Consider the following 15,794-nt stretch of genomic DNA (forward strand, 5'->3'; position numbering starts at 1 on the left):
ATGCGGCCGGCCCGGTCGCGCGCATCCTCCCGGATGCTCGGCGCCGCCTCGCGGACCCGCGTGCGGCGGGTGCCGCCACGCGGATCCTCCGCTCAGGGCCGCGGGCGTGCGCTCGGCTACGATGAGCGACGACATGGCGCGCATCTACGACTGCTCAGTCGACACCGACCTCCTCACCGGCACGAGACTCGCCCGACAGGCGGTGGGCCGCGGCGAGGTGGTCGTCATCCCCACGGACACGGTCTACGGCATCGCCGCCGACGCCTTCAACCCGGACGCCGTCCAGCGCCTCCTCGACGCGAAGGGCCGCGGCCGCGACGCCCCGCCGCCCGTGCTCATCCCCGGGCAGTCCACGCTCGACGCCCTCGCCGACTTCGTCCCCGACGTCGTCCGCCGACTGGTGGACGAGTTCTGGCCCGGCGGCCTCACGGTGATCCTCGTCGCGCAGCCCTCCCTGGTCTGGGACCTCGGCGAGACCCGCGGCACGGTCGCGCTCCGCATGCCCGCGAACCCGGTCGCGCTCGAGCTCCTCGCGGAGACGGGCCCGCTCGCGGTCTCGTCCGCCAACCGCACGGGCCGGCCCGCCGCGGCGACGGCCCAGGAGGCCGTCGACCAGCTCGGCGAGAGCGTCGAGGTCTTCCTCGACGGCGGCGCCGCCGGGGGAGCGGCCTCGACCATCGTCGACGCGTCGCGCGTCACCGAGGCCGGCGGCCGCGTCCGCATCGTCCGCGAGGGCGCCGTCACGCGCGCGCAGATCCAGCAGCTCATCGGCGACGAGCTCGAGCCCGTCGTGGCTGCGCCGAGCGAGCCGGCCGACGATGCCGTCGACGCGGACGTCGCCGCCTCGGGCGAGGAGCCGGCCGCCGCCGATGCCGCCCCCGTGGCCGCCGCTCCCGCCGCGGTCCCCGACGAGCCCGAGGCCCCGCGCGGCATCGCGAGCGGCGCCGAGCGCGACGCGCCGTCGGCGTCCCAGCCGTCGGCGTCCCAGCCCTCCGCGTCCCAGCCCTCCGCGGATCCGCCCGCGCACCCCCGGTGACCTACTACGCCGCCATGGCGGTCGTCTCGGCGGTCATCACGCTCGTGCTCTCGATGGTCGTGATGAAGCTCGGCTACCGCTACCGGCTCTACCCGGCGATCCGCGACCGTGACGTGCACACCCGCCCGACGCCCCGGCTCGGCGGCGTCGCGATGTTCGCGGGCATCCTCGTCGCGTTCGCCGTGGCGTCGCAGGTGAGCTGGTTCGGCCTCGTCTTCGACCGGCCCGGGCCGGTGATCGCCATCCTCGGCGCCGCCCTCATGATCGTGGTCATCGGCGTTCTCGACGACATCTACGACCTCGACTGGATGATCAAGCTCGCCGGCCAGATCCTCGCCGCCGGCCTCCTCGCCTGGCAGGGTGTCGCCATCTCCTCGCTGCCCATCGGCGGCCTCACGGTCGGCTCCTCGCAGATGTCGATCATGCTGACGATCTTCGCGATCGTCCTCGTGATGAACGCCGTCAACTTCATCGACGGCCTCGACGGCCTGGTGGCGGGCGTCGCCATCATCGCCAACGGCGCCTTCTTCCTGTACAGCTTCCTGCTGTCGGACACCGCCACCGGCCAGACCGAGCGCTTCAACCTCGCGTCGCTCATCAGCGCGGTCCTCATCGGCGCGTGCCTCGGCTTCCTCCCGTTCAACTGGCACCCGGCGAAGCTCTTCATGGGCGACGCGGGCGCGCTTCTCGTGGGCCTCCTCATGGCCACGAGCGCCATCGCGGTCACGGGCGAGATCGACCCGAACCCGGAGACCTTCGGCCGCTCGCAGCTGCTGCCCGCGTTCCTCCCGATCCTGCTGCCGTTCGCGATCCTCATCGTGCCGCTGCTCGACTTCGCCCTCGCGGTCTTCCGTCGGCTCCGGGCCGGCAAGTCGCCGTTCAGCGCCGACCGCAAGCACCTCCACCACCGTCTGCTCGACATGGGCCACTCGCGCCTGCACGCGACGCTGATCTTCTACGCGTGGACGGGCGTCGTCTCGGCCGGCTGCCTGCTGATGTTCGTCGTGCAGCCCTACGCCTGGGGCGTGGGCTTCATCGTCGTGGGCATGATCGCCTGCGCCGTGGTCACGCTCGCCCCGCTCAGCCGTCGCAAGCGCCTCGAGGCCGCCGCCCAGCTCGTCCCCGCGGACGCCGACTCCGACGACGCGGCGCACTACGACCCGCTCGACGAGGCCGCGGGCGACCGTCCGCTCGCGCGCCTCTCGGAGTCCGAGCTCGAGGCCGTCGAGCTCGAGCACGCCGAGCTCGCGCACGGCACCCCGCCGACCCGACCCACCGACCTCCCGCACGCGGGGGACCACAAGGAGACCGCATGACCGACGACACGAGCGTCCCCGGGACGACCGGCCGCACGCCCGCGCAGGCCGTGTTCACCCGCATCCTGGTGGCGGGCGCCCTGCTCGCCCTCGCCATCGCCGTCGTCGGCGGCATCGTCGGCTTCGCGGTCGACGGCGGACGCGGCGTCGTCAGCGCCGTCATCGGCAGCGCCATGGCGCTGGTGTTCCTCGGGATCACCGCCGGCAGCATCCTCTTCGCCCAGCGCTTCCGGGCCTCGGAGAGCTACCCGCAGCTCTTCTTCGGCATCGTGCTGGGCGCCTGGGTCGTGAAGTTCGGCGTGTTCCTCGCCATCACGCTCACCCTCAAGGAGCAGCCCTGGATCAACCTCATGGTGCTCTTCGTGACCATCGTGGTGGGCGTCGTCGGCGCCCTCGTGATGGACGTCGTGGTCATCAGCCGGGCCCGCATGCCCTACGTCAGCGACGCGCAGCCGCCCCGCAGCTGATCCGCACCCGGGTCCCCGAGTCGCGTGCGACGCGATTAGTCAGGGCACCCTCATTGTTGGTAGTCTCTCTCCAGACGATTCCCGTCGGGCCGTGCCCAGAACCACCTCACGCCGGCGTCTTCTCACCCCATCCGTTCGTCGCCGCGAGAGCTCGCGCTCCACGCCCCGAAACAGGAGATAGCGCTGTTAGCCATCGCTGCACCACGCATCATCACCCTCGCCGCTGAAGACTCGGGTGAGGGGTTCCACGCTCCCACCATCGGGGAGTTCTTCCCGCCGATCGCCTTCTTCGAGGGCACGGGCTTCGACCTGAACCGGATCATGCTGATCCGCCTCCTGGTCCTCGCGGTGCTCGTGGTCGTCTTCGTCCTGGGCACGCGCAAGCTCACGCTCGTCCCCGGCCGCGCGCAGAACCTCATGGAGATGAGCGTCGACTTCGTCCGCGTGAACATCGCCGAGGACATCCTGGGCAAGAAGGACGGCAAGCGCTTCCTGCCGATCCTCGCGACGATCTTCTTCCTCGTCGTCGGCATGAACCTCACGGGCATCATCCCGTTCCTCAACATCGCCGGCACCTCGGTCATCGGCCTCCCGATGCTCCTCGCGGTCATCGCGTACATCACGTTCATCTACGCGGGCATCAAGGACCGGGGGCTGGGCTTCTTCAAGAACAGCCTCTTCCCGGCCGGCGCCCCGTGGCCCATCTACATCCTGCTGACGCCCATCGAGTTCCTGTCGACCTTCATCATCCGGCCCGTCGCGCTCACGCTCCGACTCCTGATGAACATGGTCGCGGGGCACCTCCTGCTGGTCCTCTGCTTCTCCGCGACGTGGTTCTTCCTCTTCGAGTCGCAGGGCGCCCTCAAGTTCCTCGGCGCCGGAACCCTCGTCCTCGGCTTCGCGTTCACGCTCTTCGAGCTGCTCGTCGCGGTCCTGCAGGCCTACATCTTCGCCCTCCTCACGGCTGTCTACATCCAGCTGGCCGTGGCGGAGGAGCACTAAGCGATCTCGTCCACCCACGAGATCACCCAACCGGAAGGAAACCCCAGTGGATCCCATCATTCTCGCCGAGATCAACGGCAACATCGCGACCGTCGGCTACGGTCTCGCCGCGATCGGCCCCGGCATCGGTGTCGGAATCGTCGCCGGCAAGACCGTCGAGGCCATCGCGCGCCAGCCTGAGATCGCGGGCCGCCTGCAGACCACGATGTTCCTCGGCATCGCGTTCTCCGAGGCGCTCGGCCTGATCGGCCTCGCCACCTACTTCATCTTCCAGTAAGGACCACGCGCATGATCTCGTCCCACAACGTGATGGCGGCAGGTGAAGAGACGACGCAGAGCATCCTGCTGCCCGCTGTCTACGACATCATGTGGTCGGCGGTCGTGTTCGTCGTCCTCCTGCTGGTCATCTGGAAGTACGCGCTCCCGCGCGTGTACACGCTGCTCGACGCGCGTACCGAGGCGATCGCGGGCGGCATCGAGAAGGCCGAGCGCGCGCAGGCCGAGGCGGACGCCGCCAAGGCCGAGCTCACAGCGCAGCTCGCCGAGGCGCGTGCCGAGGCCGGTCGCATCCGCGAGCAGGCCCGCGTCGACGCCACGGCGATCGCCGCGGAGATCAAGGAGCAGGCCACGGCCGACGCCGCCCGGATCACCGCCAGCGCCCAGTCGCAGATCGAGGCGGAGCGCCAGCAGGCGGTCGTCTCGCTCCGTTCCGAGGTCGGATCGCTCGCGATCGACCTCGCGTCGGGCGTCATCGGGCAGAGCCTCACGGACGACCAGCGCTCCACCGCGCTCGTCGACCGGTTCCTCGCCGACCTGGAGGCCAGCGAGACCGCCGGCAGGACCGGATCCGCCAGCTGATGGGCAGTGCATCGCGCGCATCGCTGGAGTCGGCCCGTCGCGTCCTCGTGGGGCTCGGGGGCGTCGACCTGTCGACGGCCGGCCAGCTCCTCGGAGCCGGTCGCGCCATCGGCGGATCCACGCACCTGCTCTCCGCGCTGGCCGACACCGGCATCGCGCCGGAGGTCAAGCACGCCATCGTGGACCGGGTCTTCGGCCCCACCGTCCACGAGCCGGCGCTGCGCGTCCTCCGCGCGGTCGTCGACGGCCGCTGGTCGTCGAACGACGAGCTGCTGGCGGGCATCGAGGAGCTCGGCATCCGCGCCGTGGCGATCTCGGCGCCCGAGGGCACGCCCATCGAGGCGGAGCTGTTCACCTTCGGCCGCGCCGTCTCCACCGACGACGGGCTGGAGCTGGCGCTCGGCGACAAGCTCGGCGACGCCCGGGCCAAGTCGACGCTCGTCCACCGTCTCCTCGACGGCCGGGCATCGGAGCAGACGGTCGTGATCGTCGAGCAGCTCGTGCAGCAGCCCCGCGGCCGCCGCATGGGCGAGCTCATCCGTCACGCCGCCGCCCTCGTGGCCGACCAGGCGGGCCTCACCATCGCGACGGTCAGCGTCGCCTCGCCCCTGTCGCCCGAGCAGTCGGAGCGCCTGGCGCAGGCCCTCAGCCGCCGCTACTCGCGGCGGGTGGAGCTGAACGAGGTCGTGGACCGCGACCTCGTCGGCGGCCTCCGCGTGCAGATCGGCGACGACGTCATCGACGGCAGCGTCGCCACCAGGATCAACGATTTGAGACTCCAGTTCGCCTGACCGGCGGGCGTCACCTCGGGAGCCGTCCGCTCTCGTGAATGCAAAGGGAAAGAAGATGGCAGAACTTTCGATCAGCCCCGACGAGATCCGGGACGCGCTCAAGGACTTCGTGCAGTCCTACGAGCCCGGCAAGGCCTCGACCGAAGAGGTCGGCTACGTGCTCGACGCGGGCGACGGAATCGCCCACGTGCAGGGCCTGCCCGGCGTCATGGCCAACGAGCTCATCACGTTCGCCGACGGGACCCTGGGCCTCGCCCAGAACCTCGAGGAGAGCGAGATCGGCGTCATCGTGCTCGGCGAGTTCGCCGGCATCGAGGAGGGCATGGAGGTGCGCCGCACCGGCGAGGTGCTCTCCGTCCCCGTCGGCGACGGCTACCTCGGCCGCGTCGTCGACCCGCTCGGCAAGCCCATCGACGGCCAGGGCGAGATCGCGACCGAGGGCCGCCGCGCCCTCGAGCTCCAGGCACCCGGCGTCATGCAGCGCAAGAGCGTGCACGAGCCCATGCAGACCGGCATCAAGGCCATCGACGCCATGATCCCGATCGGCCGCGGCCAGCGCCAGCTCATCATCGGCGACCGCCAGACCGGCAAGACGGCCATCGCGATCGACACGATCATCAACCAGAAGGCCAACTGGGAGTCCGGCGACACGAACAAGCAGGTGCGCTGCATCTACGTCGCCATCGGCCAGAAGGGCTCGACCATCGCCTCGGTGAAGGGCGCCCTCGAGGAGGCCGGCGCCATGGAGTACACGACCATCGTCGCGTCCCCCGCGTCCGACCCCGCCGGCTTCAAGTACCTCGCGCCCTACACGGGCTCGGCCATCGGCCAGCACTGGATGTACGGCGGCAAGCACGTCCTCATCATCTTCGACGACCTGTCCAAGCAGGCCGAGGCCTACCGCGCCGTCTCCCTCCTCCTGCGCCGTCCGCCGGGACGCGAGGCGTACCCCGGCGACGTGTTCTACCTGCACTCCCGCCTGCTCGAGCGCTGCGCCAAGCTCTCGGACGAGCTGGGCGCCGGATCGATGACGGGCCTGCCCATCATCGAGACGAAGGCCAACGACGTCTCGGCGTACATCCCCACCAACGTGATCTCGATCACCGACGGCCAGATCTTCCTGCAGTCCGACCTCTTCAACGCCAACCAGCGTCCCGCGGTCGACGTCGGCATCTCGGTCTCGCGCGTCGGCGGCGACGCCCAGGTGAAGAGCATCAAGAAGGTCTCCGGCACGCTCAAGCTCGAGCTCGCGCAGTACCGCTCCCTCGAGGCGTTCGCGATCTTCGCGTCCGACCTCGACGCGGCCAGCCGTCGCCAGCTCGCCCGCGGCGCGCGCCTCACCGAGCTGCTCAAGCAGCCCCAGTACTCGCCGTTCCCCATCGAGGAGCAGGTCGTCTCGATCTGGGCGGGCACGAAGGGCAAGCTCGACGAGGTCCCCGTCGAGGACATCCTGCGCTTCGAGCGCGAGCTGCTCGACCACCTCCACCGCAACACGGAGGTGCTGTCGCAGCTCAAGGAGAAGAACGTCCTCACCGACGACATCGTCGACGCGATGGACAAGGCAGTGGACGCGTTCAAGCTCGAGTTCCAGACGGGCGAGGGCAAGCCGCTCGCCTCCGTGGGATCCGAGAAGTTCGAGCCCGCCAAGGCCGAGGACGTCAACCAGGAGCAGATCGTCAAGGGCAAGCGCTGACGCGCTCGCCCCACCGATCCGCCACCGACCGAGACCGATAGGGAGACTCATGGGAGCGCAACTCCGGGTCTACACGCAGAAGATCAAGTCCGCGCAGACGACGAAGAAGATCACCCGCGCGATGGAGCTGATCTCCGCGTCGCGCATCCAGAAGGCGCAGCAGCGGATGGCGGCGTCCGCGCCGTACTCCCGCGCCGTCACGCGCGCGGTCTCGGCGGTGGCGACGTTCTCCAACGTCGACCACATCCTCACGACCGAGCCCGAGAAGGTGGAGCGGGCGGCGATCGTCATCTTCGCCTCCGACCGCGGCCTCGCCGGCGCGTTCAGCTCCAGCGTCCTGAAGGAGTCGGAGCAGCTCGCCGAGCTCCTCCGCTCGCAGGGCAAGGAGATCGTCTACTACCTCGTCGGCCGCAAGGCCGTGGGGTACTTCAAGTTCCGCAAGCGCTCCTCGGAGCGCATCTGGACCGGCAGCACGGAGAAGCCCGAGTTCGAGACCGCGAAGTCGATCGGCGACGCGCTCGTGGAGAAGTTCGTCACCGAGGCGTCGGCGGGCGGCGTGGACGAGATCCACATCGTCTTCAACCGCTTCGTGTCGATCGCCACGCAGAAGCCCGAGGTCGTGCGGCTCCTCCCGCTCGAGGTCGTCGAGGGGGTCGAGGCGCCCGAGAAGGGCACCGTCCTCCCGCTCTACGAGTTCGAGCCCGAGGTGGGCGACGTGCTCGACGCGCTGCTGCCCGTCTACATCGAGAGCCGCATCTTCAACGCCATGCTGCAGTCGGCCGCCTCCGAGCACGCCGCACGCCAGAAGGCCATGAAGTCGGCGAGCGACAACGCCGACAAGCTCGTGACCACCTACACCCGGCTGCGGAACAACGCGCGCCAGACCGAGATCACGCAGCAGATCTCCGAGATCGTCGGCGGCGCGGACGCGCTCGCCTCCAGCAAGTAAGACCTCACGCACCACGGATGAAGAAGAGAGACATCAATGACTGACACCGCCACTGCGCCGGTCGCCAGCGACAGCGTGGCCGGCGTCGGACGCATCGTCCGCGTCACCGGCCCGGTCGTGGACATCGAGTTCCCGCACGACTCGATCCCCCCGGTCTACAACGCCCTGAAGACCACGATCACCATCGGCGAGGAGTCGACGGAGATCACGCTCGAGATCGCGCTGCACCTCGGCGACGACGTCGTGCGCGCCATCGCCCTGAAGCCCACGGACGGCCTCGTCCGCGGCCAGGAGGTGCGCGACACCGGTGCCGCCATCTCGGTGCCCGTCGGCGACATCACCAAGGGCAAGGTGTTCAACGTCACGGGCGACATCCTCAACAACGAGGGCGGCGAGCCGATCGAGATCACCGAGCGCTGGCCCATCCACCGCAAGCCCCCGATGTTCGACCAGCTCGAGTCCAAGACGCAGCTGTTCGAGACCGGCATCAAGGTCATCGACCTCCTCACCCCGTACGTGCAGGGCGGCAAGATCGGCCTGTTCGGCGGAGCGGGCGTCGGCAAGACCGTCCTCATCCAGGAGATGATCCAGCGCGTCGCGCAGGACCACGGCGGCGTGTCCGTGTTCGCCGGCGTCGGCGAGCGCACACGTGAGGGCAACGACCTCATCATGGAGATGGAGGAGGCAGGCGTCTTCGACAAGACCGCGTTGGTCTTCGGCCAGATGGACGAGCCGCCGGGAACGCGCCTGCGCGTGGCGCTGTCCGCGCTCACGATGGCGGAGTACTTCCGCGACGTGAAGAACCAGGACGTGCTGCTCTTCATCGACAACATCTTCCGCTTCACGCAGGCCGGCTCCGAGGTCTCCACGCTGCTCGGCCGCATGCCGTCCGCGGTGGGCTACCAGCCCAACCTCGCCGACGAGATGGGTGTGCTCCAGGAGCGCATCACGTCGACGCGCGGCCACAGCATCACCTCGCTGCAGGCCATCTACGTCCCCGCGGACGACTACACCGACCCGGCCCCGGCCACCACGTTCGCGCACCTCGACGCGACCACGGAGCTCAGCCGCGAGATCGCGTCGCGTGGTCTCTACCCGGCCGTCGACCCGCTGACGTCCACCAGCCGCATCCTCGACCCGCGGTACCTGGGCCAGGCGCACTACGACACGGCCACCCGCGTCAAGGCGATCCTGCAGAAGAACAAGGAGCTGCAGGAGATCATCGCGATCCTCGGCGTCGACGAGCTCTCCGAGGAGGACAAGGTCACGGTGTCGCGTGCGCGCCGCATCCAGCAGTTCCTCTCGCAGAACACGTACATGGCGAAGAAGTTCACGGGCGTCGAGGGCTCCACGGTGCCACTGAAGAACACCATCGAGTCGTTCTCGAAGATCGCCGACGGCGACTACGACCACGTCGCCGAGCAGGCGTTCTTCAACGTCGGCGACCTCGACGACGTCGAGCGCCGCTGGTCCGAGATCCAGAAGGAGAACGGCTGACATGGCCCGCGCTGATCTCACGGTGACCGTGGTCTCCGCCGACCAGCAGGTCTGGTCGGGCCAGGCGTCCATGGTCGTCGCGCGCACCAGCGAGGGCGAGATCGGCATCCTGGCCGGTCACGAGCCGCTCCTGGCGATCCTCGCGACCGGCAACGTCCGCATCACGCAGGACGGCGGCGCCGTGATCACGGCCGACGCCGACGAGGGCTTCCTCTCGGTCGAGAACGACAACGTGACCGTGGTCGCGCGCAAGGCCGCTCTGGTCGCGTAGCGTCACGTCGCATCGTCCGAAGGCGGGCGGTCCCCTCGGGGGCCGTCCGCCTTCGTGCGTCCGCCTGCCATCCGTCCCGTCCTGGAGGTCCCGTCCCGTGCTCGTCCTGCTGCCGCCGTCCGAGACCAAGCGCGACGGAGGGGATGCGGCCTCCCCGCTCGACCTCGACCGCCTGGCGTTCCCCGCGCTCACCGCCGAGCGCCGGACCGTGGTGCGGGCCGTGGCGGACCTCGCGCGGGATCCGGAGGCGGCGGCGCGTGCGCTGAAGCTCGGGCCGCGGCAGGCCGCCGAGGTGGAGCGGAACCGCGTCGTGGAGTCGTCCCCGACGATGCCCGCGCTCCTGCGCTACACGGGGGTGCTGTACGACCCGATCGGCGCCGCGGGCCTCGATGCGGAGCAGCTCGCCTTCGCCGGACGCCACGTCGCCGTGCACTCGGCGCTCTTCGGCCCGATCGCCGCCACCGACCCCATCCCCGCCTACCGCCTGTCGCACGACAGCCGGGTGCCCGGCGTGCGGATGAAGGCGCACTGGGCGGCGTCCGTCCGCGCGGCCCTGGCCGAGGTGCCCGGGCTCGTGCTCGACCTCCGCAGCGAGGGCTACGCCGCGCTCGGCCCGCGTCCGGGCCACGCGGACTCCGCCGTCGTGCGGGTGGTCGCCCGCGGCGAGGACGGCACGACGCGCGCCCTCAACCACTTCAACAAGAAGGCCAAGGGCGAGCTCGTGCGCGCCCTCGTGCTCGGCGGGCGGGACCTCGGCTCGGTGGCCGAGCTCCTCGAGTGGGCAGGGGAGTCGGGCGTCGAGCTCGACCGCGGCGCCGACGGCGAGCTGGTGCTCGTAGCCGCCGCCCGCTGACGGTCGCTCGGATCCCGCACGGGGGGGGGCGAGCCCCGAGCCCTGAGCGCCGTGGCTCGCGCTCGCGGGTGACGGCCGGATCAGGCCGCCCGGTGGCAGCCGACGACGTGGTCGTCGACCAGGCCGGAGGACTGCATGAGCGCGTAGACGGTGGTCGGGCCCACGAACCGCAGGCCGAGCGCCTTGAGCTCCCGGCTCAGGGCGGTCGACTCCGGGGTCACCGCCGGGATGTCGTCCGCGGTCGCGGGGCGCTCCCGCGTCGTCGGATCCGCGGCGTGCGCCCAGATCAGGCGGTCCAGCGCGCCGGCGCCGCGCTCGTCGACGAGCGTCCGGACGATCCGGGCGTTGCCGCGGGCGGCCAGGATCTTCGCGCGGTTGCGGATGATGCCGGCGTCGCCCATGAGCCGCTCGACGTCGTCGTCGTCCAGGGCGGCGACCGCGTCGACGTCGAAGCCGTGGAAGACCTCGCGGAAACGCGGGCGCTTGCGGAGGATGGTGATCCAGGCCAGGCCGGCCTGGAAGCCCTCCAACGACAGCTTCTCGAACAGCGGGCGGTCGCCGTGCAGGGGCCGGCCCCACTCCTCGTCGTGGTACCTGCGGTACTCGGCGTCGCCCGCGGACCACGCGCAGCGGACGAGGCCGTCCTCGCCCGTGACCAGGGAGGCCCGGGTCATGACGGCAGCACCGAGCCCTCGAGGGCGAGCAGGCGCAGCTTCGTGGACACGCCGTCCCCCGCGCTGAACCCCGTGACCCGGCCGTCGGAGCCGAGCACACGGTGGCAGGGGACGAGGATGCAGAGGCGGTTGGCTCCGACCGCCCCGCCGACCGCGCGGGCGCCACCCGGGCGACCGGCGGCCTCCGCGAGCGCGCCGTAGGTGATGACGCCGCCGTGGGGCACGCGCATGAGCGCCTCCCAGACGGCCAGCTGGAAGGGCGTCCCGACCAGCCGCACCGGGACGTCGAGGACCGGCAGCCGACCGGCGAGGTGCGCGTCGAGCTGCCGGGCCGCCTCGTCGAGCACCGGGCTCGGCCGGTCGGGCAGGTGGTCGAGCGGCAGCGCGTCCGCGGTGGCGATGGAGAGCGCGACGAGGCGGTCGCCGTCCGCGACGAGCTCGAGGCGCCCGACCGGGGAGGGGATGCGCAGCAGCGCGTGACCCGGCGCGAGGGTGCCGCGCGCGGGCCGGAGCCGGCTCCCGGCAGCGGCAGCGGCAGCGACATCGGCAGGGACCGCCCTCGGGCGGGCGGCGGCGGGAGCGGGGGCGGCGGCGGGGGGAGCGGTCATGCGGCGAACGTAGGGGCTGCGGGGCGGGGGATCCGGGCGGGTGGAAGGCTGGGGGATCCGCGTCGACCACGCGGGCGGGGGAGGAGCCGGCCGGACGTCTCCCGCCTCACCGCGATCGCCCGTGCCCGTCCTGCGTGTGCACCTTGAGGTACACGAAGGTCTCGGTGCTGACGACGCCCTCGAGCGCCCGGATCCGCGCGTTCAGCAGCTCCACCAGCTCGTCGTCGTCCTCGCACACGACCTCGGCGAGGAGGTCGAAGGTGCCCGCGGTGATGACCACGTAGTCGACCGCCGGGATGGCCGCGAGGGCGTCGGCGACCAGCCGCACGTCGCCGCTGACCGTCACGCCGATCATCGCTTGGCGGGTGAGGCCGAGCTGCTGCGGGTCCGTGAGCGCGACGATGCGGATCACGCCGCCGTCGGTGAGCTTCTGCACCCGCTGGCGCACGGCCGCCTCGCTCAGCCCGACCGCCTTGCCGATCTCCGCGTACGACCGGCGGCCGTCGGCGCGCAGCTGCTCCACGATGGAGCGCGAGATCGCGTCGACGGGGAGCCCGCGGGCGGAGGGGCGGTGCGGCGTGCTCATCGCACGAGCATGGCAGTCCGAGGGAGGCCGGGCAACCGGATCCGCGGCCCGGCGCCCGCGCGACCGAGCGGATCATCCGCCGCGTCACGCCATCGCCGCGCGACCCGGTGCGGGGCGCACGAGCGGTAGGATCCGAGGCAGCGCGTCCGGCCGCCCGGGGCCCGGCGCCGACCCGCCCCTCCGGGCGCCGATCCTCGATGGAGCCGATGACGTGAGCGAGGGCTCCCACCGTTCCGCGCCGGCCTCCGCGGGCCCCGAGGGCATCGGCCTGGTCGTCCCGCACGCGGCGGTGCTCCTGCCCGCGGGCGTCGGATCCGGCGCGGTCGCGCGGGTCTGGGACATCCTGGCGGGCTCCGACGTGCAGGCGGAGTCCCTCGTCGCCGTGCTGCCGCTGCGGGGCGACGCGGAGGTCCCCTCGTTCGGCATCGCGGTCCACGACGGGGACGGACCGGACGGCGCGCGCCTCCAGGTGGTGCTGCGCGGCGACGCCGTGATCGACGTCGCCGCCGACGGCGGGATCCGCCGGATCGACGCACGGGGAGCCGTCCCGTTCTACCTCGCGACGCTCGACCGGGTCGCGGCCTACCGTCTGGGCCGGACGGCCGATGCGGTGGCGGCGGACGTCCTGGACGCGCTGCCGATCCTGGCGGGCGCCGTGGTCTGCGGACAGGTCGCCTGGTCTCGGCTCACCGGGGACGCGCCGCCGTCCGGCCGTCGTCGCCGGGGCGCGCACGCGCGTCCGGACGCGGAGGCGGCGGCACCCGCGGAGGCGCAGGAGCCGGCCCACGCCGTCCCGCCCGCGACCGCCCCAGCCCCTGCGCCCGCCGTCTCCGAGGCCTCCGCGCGCGCGCGATCCGCGGCGGCCCCGACCGCCGCGATCCCCACGGCGCCGGCGGGCGACGGCGACCTCGCCCCGCTGCCCGTCCACGCGTTCCGCATCGTGCCGGCCGACCCCGCCCGCCGCAGCGACCCGGAGGGACCGGCGGACGCCGAGCGCATCCCCCTCGACGTGCCCGCGGTCGTCGGACGCCGCCCGCGCCCGCCGCGCGTCGTGCGTGGCGCCGCCCCGCGGCTCGTCGCCGTCGCGTCCCCGCTGGGCGAGATCTCGGGGACGCACGTCGGCATCCGGCAGGAGGGCGGCGCGGTCGTCGTGACGGACCTCGACTCCACGAACGGGACGGCGGTGCTCGTGCCGGGGGCCGAGCGCCTCGCGCTGCACCGCGGGGAGTCGCTCGTGGTCGTCCCGGGGACGCGCGTGGACATCGGCGACGGCGTCGTCCTCGAGATCCTGCCGGCCCGATGACCGCCATCGGCCCCGACGTCCCCGAGACGCGACTCGCCCTGCCCGACGGGCGCACGCTCGTGCTCGGCTGGGCGTCCGCCACCGACCGCGGGCTCCGCCGCGACCACAACGAGGACAGCGTCCTCGCCGCCGTGCCCTACTTCGCGGTCGCGGACGGCATGGGCGGTCACGCGGCGGGCGACGTCGCCAGCGACGCCGTCATCCGACGCCTCGCCGAGGAGCAGGCGCGGGCCGAGGGCGGCTTCGCGGATCCCGAGGGCGTGGAGCCGGCCCTCGAGCGCGCGGTGGAGGACATCCGCGAGGAGACCGGCGACCTCGAGCTGCACGCGGGCACGACCGTGACGGGCGCGTGCCTCACCATCGTCTCCGACCGGCCGTACTGGGCCGTGTTCAACGTGGGCGACTCGCGCGTGTACCAGCTCCGCGGAGACGTGCTCGAGCAGGTCACGGTCGACCACTCGGTGGTGCAGGAGATGGTCGACGCGGGCCGGATCACGCGCGCGCAGGCCGACCTGCACCCGGACGGCAACATCATCACGCGGGCGGTGGGCGTCGGCGACGCGGCCGAGGCCGACTACTGGCTGCTGCCCGTCACCGCACGGCTGCGGCTGCTGGTCTGCTCCGACGGGCTGACGAAGGAGCTGTCGGACGAGGAGATCCGCGGCCACCTGCTGCACGCGGACGACGCCGCGACGGCCGTGGGACGTCTCGTGCGCGGCGCCCTCGGGAACGGGGGGCGCGACAACGTCACGGCCGTGGTGGTCGACGTCCTGCGGATCGAGCCGCCCTCCGAGGCACCCGAGCCCGCGCGCCGCCGCGGCCTGCGCCGCTGACCGCGAGGTCGACCCGGTCCGACCGGTCCGAACCGGTCCGACCGCTCGGCGGTCCCGCTACGCGTGCAGCGCGTCGTTCAGGATCGACCCGCCGCCGCGGCGCGGCACCGCCTCGACGGCGCCCGTCAGGGAGTTGCGGCGGAACAGGATCCCGGGACGGCCGGACAGCTCGACGGCCTTCACCTGCGGCACCGACCCGTCGGCGGCGGGCGCCTCGCCCGCGAGCCGCACCTTCGTGCCGGCCGTGACGTAGAGGCCGGCCTCCACGACGCTGTCGTCGCCGATGGAGATGCCGACGCCCGAGTTCGCGCCGAGCAGGGCCCGTTCGCCGATGACGACGCGCTGCGTGCCGCCGCCCGAGAGCGTGCCCATGATGGACGCGCCGCCGCCGATGTCCGAGCCGTCGCCGACGACGACGCCCTGCGTGATCCGCCCCTCGACCATGGAGGCGCCGAGCGTGCCGGAGTTGAAGTTGACGAAGCCCTCGTGCATGACGGTGGTGCCGGGGGAGAGGTGCGCGCCGAGGCGCACGCGCGAGGCGTCGGCGATGCGCACGCGGTCGGGCGTGACGTAGTCGAGCAGGCGCGGGAACTTGTCGATGCCGTGCGCGGCGATGCCCGCGCGCTGGAGCGACGGCCGGAGCCGGTCGAAGTCGTCCGGGTGCACGGGGCCCGCGTTGGTCCACACGACGATGGGCAGGTGGCCGAAGATGCCGTCGAGGTTCAGGGTGTTCGGCGCCGCGAGCAGGTGGCTGAGCAGGTGCAGGCGGAGGTACGCGTCCGGCGTGGACGCGGGCGCGGCCTGCAGATCGATCTCGACGGTGACGATGTCGACCGTGACGCCGCGGCGCGGGTCCGCGACCGCGAGCTCCTCGATCCACGCCGGTGCGATCCAGCGGTCGCGGCCCTCCGGCAGGGCGCCGAGCTCGGGCGCCGGGAACCACGTGTCGAGCACGGTCCCGTCGGAGGCGACCGTCGTGAGGCCGTAGCCCCACGCGGATCCTGATGCGGGCACGGCGGACGAGGGCGAAGCGGGGGAGGCCATGCGGCCAGCGTAC

18 protein-coding genes are annotated in these 15,794 nt (G+C 72.1%); 14 read left to right on the top strand and 4 right to left on the bottom strand.

All coding sequences use genetic code 11. The annotated features are described in order from the left end of the window. The first annotated feature begins 121 nt into the window (after positions 1-121). The 12 genes from PED38_RS01515 to yaaA all read left to right on the top strand — a co-directional run bounded on the left by PED38_RS01515 (position 122) and on the right by yaaA (position 10,733). Entirely contained in the window at positions 122-1,036 is a 915-nt protein-coding gene (locus tag PED38_RS01515; protein ID WP_442870647.1) for an L-threonylcarbamoyladenylate synthase, read from the top strand. Next, entirely contained in the window at positions 1,033-2,352 is a 1,320-nt protein-coding gene (locus PED38_RS01520) for an MraY family glycosyltransferase (RefSeq protein ID WP_270979295.1), read from the top strand. Before PED38_RS01515 ends, PED38_RS01520 begins: the two co-directional genes overlap by 4 nt. Further along, positions 2,349-2,819 (top strand): hypothetical protein, encoded by a 471-nt coding sequence (locus PED38_RS01525; RefSeq protein ID WP_063072897.1) that lies wholly within the window; start codon positions 2,349-2,351, stop codon positions 2,817-2,819. Before PED38_RS01520 ends, PED38_RS01525 begins: the two co-directional genes overlap by 4 nt. A 177-nt stretch (positions 2,820-2,996) precedes the next feature. Continuing rightward, complete coding sequence (gene atpB, locus PED38_RS01530) at positions 2,997-3,821, top strand: F0F1 ATP synthase subunit A (RefSeq protein ID WP_414146366.1); 825 nt, start codon at positions 2,997-2,999, stop codon at positions 3,819-3,821. Between the two features lie 46 nt (positions 3,822-3,867). After that, positions 3,868-4,098: an ATP synthase F0 subunit C gene (gene atpE, locus PED38_RS01535; RefSeq protein ID WP_063072899.1), complete on the top strand. Its 231-nt coding sequence runs from the start codon at positions 3,868-3,870 to the stop codon at positions 4,096-4,098. Positions 4,099-4,109: 11 nt separating this feature from the next. Next, the gene (locus tag PED38_RS01540) at positions 4,110-4,679 is read left to right on the top strand and encodes a F0F1 ATP synthase subunit B (RefSeq protein WP_063072900.1); all 570 of its coding nucleotides are present in this window, start codon (positions 4,110-4,112) and stop codon (positions 4,677-4,679) included. Further along, a complete protein-coding gene (locus PED38_RS01545) occupies positions 4,679-5,470 on the top strand; it encodes a F0F1 ATP synthase subunit delta (RefSeq protein ID WP_063072901.1) in 792 nt (263 codons plus the stop codon). The genes PED38_RS01540 and PED38_RS01545 overlap by 1 nt, the downstream gene beginning before the upstream one ends. 55 nt (positions 5,471-5,525) lie before the next feature. Next, entirely contained in the window at positions 5,526-7,163 is a 1,638-nt protein-coding gene (gene atpA, locus PED38_RS01550) for a F0F1 ATP synthase subunit alpha (RefSeq protein WP_063072902.1), read from the top strand. Between the two features lie 49 nt (positions 7,164-7,212). After that, positions 7,213-8,112 (top strand): F0F1 ATP synthase subunit gamma, encoded by a 900-nt coding sequence (locus tag PED38_RS01555; protein WP_063072903.1) that lies wholly within the window; start codon positions 7,213-7,215, stop codon positions 8,110-8,112. Positions 8,113-8,148: 36 nt separating this feature from the next. After that, positions 8,149-9,609 (top strand): F0F1 ATP synthase subunit beta, encoded by a 1,461-nt coding sequence (gene atpD / locus PED38_RS01560; protein ID WP_012037855.1) that lies wholly within the window; start codon positions 8,149-8,151, stop codon positions 9,607-9,609. Between the two features lies 1 nt (position 9,610). Continuing rightward, positions 9,611-9,880 (top strand): F0F1 ATP synthase subunit epsilon, encoded by a 270-nt coding sequence (locus PED38_RS01565; RefSeq protein WP_012037856.1) that lies wholly within the window; start codon positions 9,611-9,613, stop codon positions 9,878-9,880. A gap of 97 nt (positions 9,881-9,977) precedes the next feature. Then, complete coding sequence (yaaA, locus tag PED38_RS01570; protein WP_270979303.1) at positions 9,978-10,733, top strand: peroxide stress protein YaaA; 756 nt, start codon at positions 9,978-9,980, stop codon at positions 10,731-10,733. Between the two features lie 80 nt (positions 10,734-10,813). Here the strand turns inward: yaaA and PED38_RS01575 are convergent, their stop codons facing one another. From PED38_RS01575 to PED38_RS01585, 3 genes are all read right to left on the bottom strand, one after another. Further along, positions 10,814-11,407, bottom strand: a complete 594-nt coding sequence (locus PED38_RS01575) for a DNA-3-methyladenine glycosylase I (RefSeq protein ID WP_270979305.1) — start codon at positions 11,405-11,407, stop codon at positions 10,814-10,816. After that, positions 11,404-12,015 carry a methylated-DNA--[protein]-cysteine S-methyltransferase gene (locus PED38_RS01580; RefSeq protein WP_270979306.1) on the bottom strand — a complete coding sequence of 204 codons (612 nt, stop codon included), beginning with the start codon at positions 12,013-12,015 and terminating at the stop codon, positions 11,404-11,406. The genes PED38_RS01575 and PED38_RS01580 overlap by 4 nt, the downstream gene beginning before the upstream one ends. Before the next feature lie 106 nt (positions 12,016-12,121). Continuing rightward, positions 12,122-12,601, bottom strand: coding sequence for an Lrp/AsnC family transcriptional regulator (locus PED38_RS01585; protein WP_063072906.1), 480 nt, complete (start codon positions 12,599-12,601; stop codon positions 12,122-12,124). A gap of 211 nt (positions 12,602-12,812) precedes the next feature. Here PED38_RS01585 and PED38_RS01590 point away from each other — a divergent pair, with 211 nt between their 5' ends. Together PED38_RS01590 and PED38_RS01595 are read left to right on the top strand one after the other, a co-directional pair. Further along, positions 12,813-13,904 carry an FHA domain-containing protein gene (locus tag PED38_RS01590; RefSeq protein WP_270979308.1) on the top strand — a complete coding sequence of 364 codons (1,092 nt, stop codon included), beginning with the start codon at positions 12,813-12,815 and terminating at the stop codon, positions 13,902-13,904. Next, positions 13,901-14,737: a PP2C family protein-serine/threonine phosphatase gene (locus PED38_RS01595; RefSeq protein WP_063072908.1), complete on the top strand. Its 837-nt coding sequence runs from the start codon at positions 13,901-13,903 to the stop codon at positions 14,735-14,737. The genes PED38_RS01590 and PED38_RS01595 overlap by 4 nt, the downstream gene beginning before the upstream one ends. 57 nt (positions 14,738-14,794) lie before the next feature. Here the strand turns inward: PED38_RS01595 and dapD are convergent, their stop codons facing one another. Then, positions 14,795-15,781, bottom strand: a complete 987-nt coding sequence (dapD, locus tag PED38_RS01600) for a 2,3,4,5-tetrahydropyridine-2,6-dicarboxylate N-succinyltransferase (protein ID WP_270979309.1) — start codon at positions 15,779-15,781, stop codon at positions 14,795-14,797. Positions 15,782-15,794 lie beyond the last annotated feature (13 nt).

Origin of the sequence: Clavibacter sp. CT19 (genome assembly GCF_027858075.1) — a bacterium.
In the GTDB taxonomy this organism is placed as follows: Bacteria; Actinomycetota; Actinomycetes; order Actinomycetales; family Microbacteriaceae; genus Clavibacter; species Clavibacter tessellarius_A.

Bases quoted from the DNA above. Each gene is read 5' to 3' on its own strand.
- PED38_RS01515 (WP_442870647.1), top strand. From the start codon at position 122: ATGAGCGACGACATGGCGCGCATCTACGACTGCTCAGTCGACACCGAC.
- PED38_RS01525 (WP_063072897.1), top strand. From the start codon at position 2,349: ATGACCGACGACACGAGCGTCCCCGGGACGACCGGCCGCACGCCCGCG.
- PED38_RS01540 (WP_063072900.1), top strand. From the start codon at position 4,110: ATGATCTCGTCCCACAACGTGATGGCGGCAGGTGAAGAGACGACGCAG.
- PED38_RS01545 (WP_063072901.1), top strand. From the start codon at position 4,679: ATGGGCAGTGCATCGCGCGCATCGCTGGAGTCGGCCCGTCGCGTCCTC.
- atpA (WP_063072902.1), top strand. From the start codon at position 5,526: ATGGCAGAACTTTCGATCAGCCCCGACGAGATCCGGGACGCGCTCAAG.
- PED38_RS01555 (WP_063072903.1), top strand. From the start codon at position 7,213: ATGGGAGCGCAACTCCGGGTCTACACGCAGAAGATCAAGTCCGCGCAG.
- atpD (WP_012037855.1), top strand. From the start codon at position 8,149: ATGACTGACACCGCCACTGCGCCGGTCGCCAGCGACAGCGTGGCCGGC.
- PED38_RS01565 (WP_012037856.1), top strand. From the start codon at position 9,611: ATGGCCCGCGCTGATCTCACGGTGACCGTGGTCTCCGCCGACCAGCAG.
- PED38_RS01575 (WP_270979305.1), bottom strand. From the start codon at position 11,407: ATGACCCGGGCCTCCCTGGTCACGGGCGAGGACGGCCTCGTCCGCTGC.
- PED38_RS01580 (WP_270979306.1), bottom strand. From the start codon at position 12,015: ATGACCGCTCCCCCCGCCGCCGCCCCCGCTCCCGCCGCCGCCCGCCCG.
- PED38_RS01585 (WP_063072906.1), bottom strand. From the start codon at position 12,601: ATGAGCACGCCGCACCGCCCCTCCGCCCGCGGGCTCCCCGTCGACGCG.
- PED38_RS01595 (WP_063072908.1), top strand. From the start codon at position 13,901: ATGACCGCCATCGGCCCCGACGTCCCCGAGACGCGACTCGCCCTGCCC.
- dapD (WP_270979309.1), bottom strand. From the start codon at position 15,781: ATGGCCTCCCCCGCTTCGCCCTCGTCCGCCGTGCCCGCATCAGGATCC.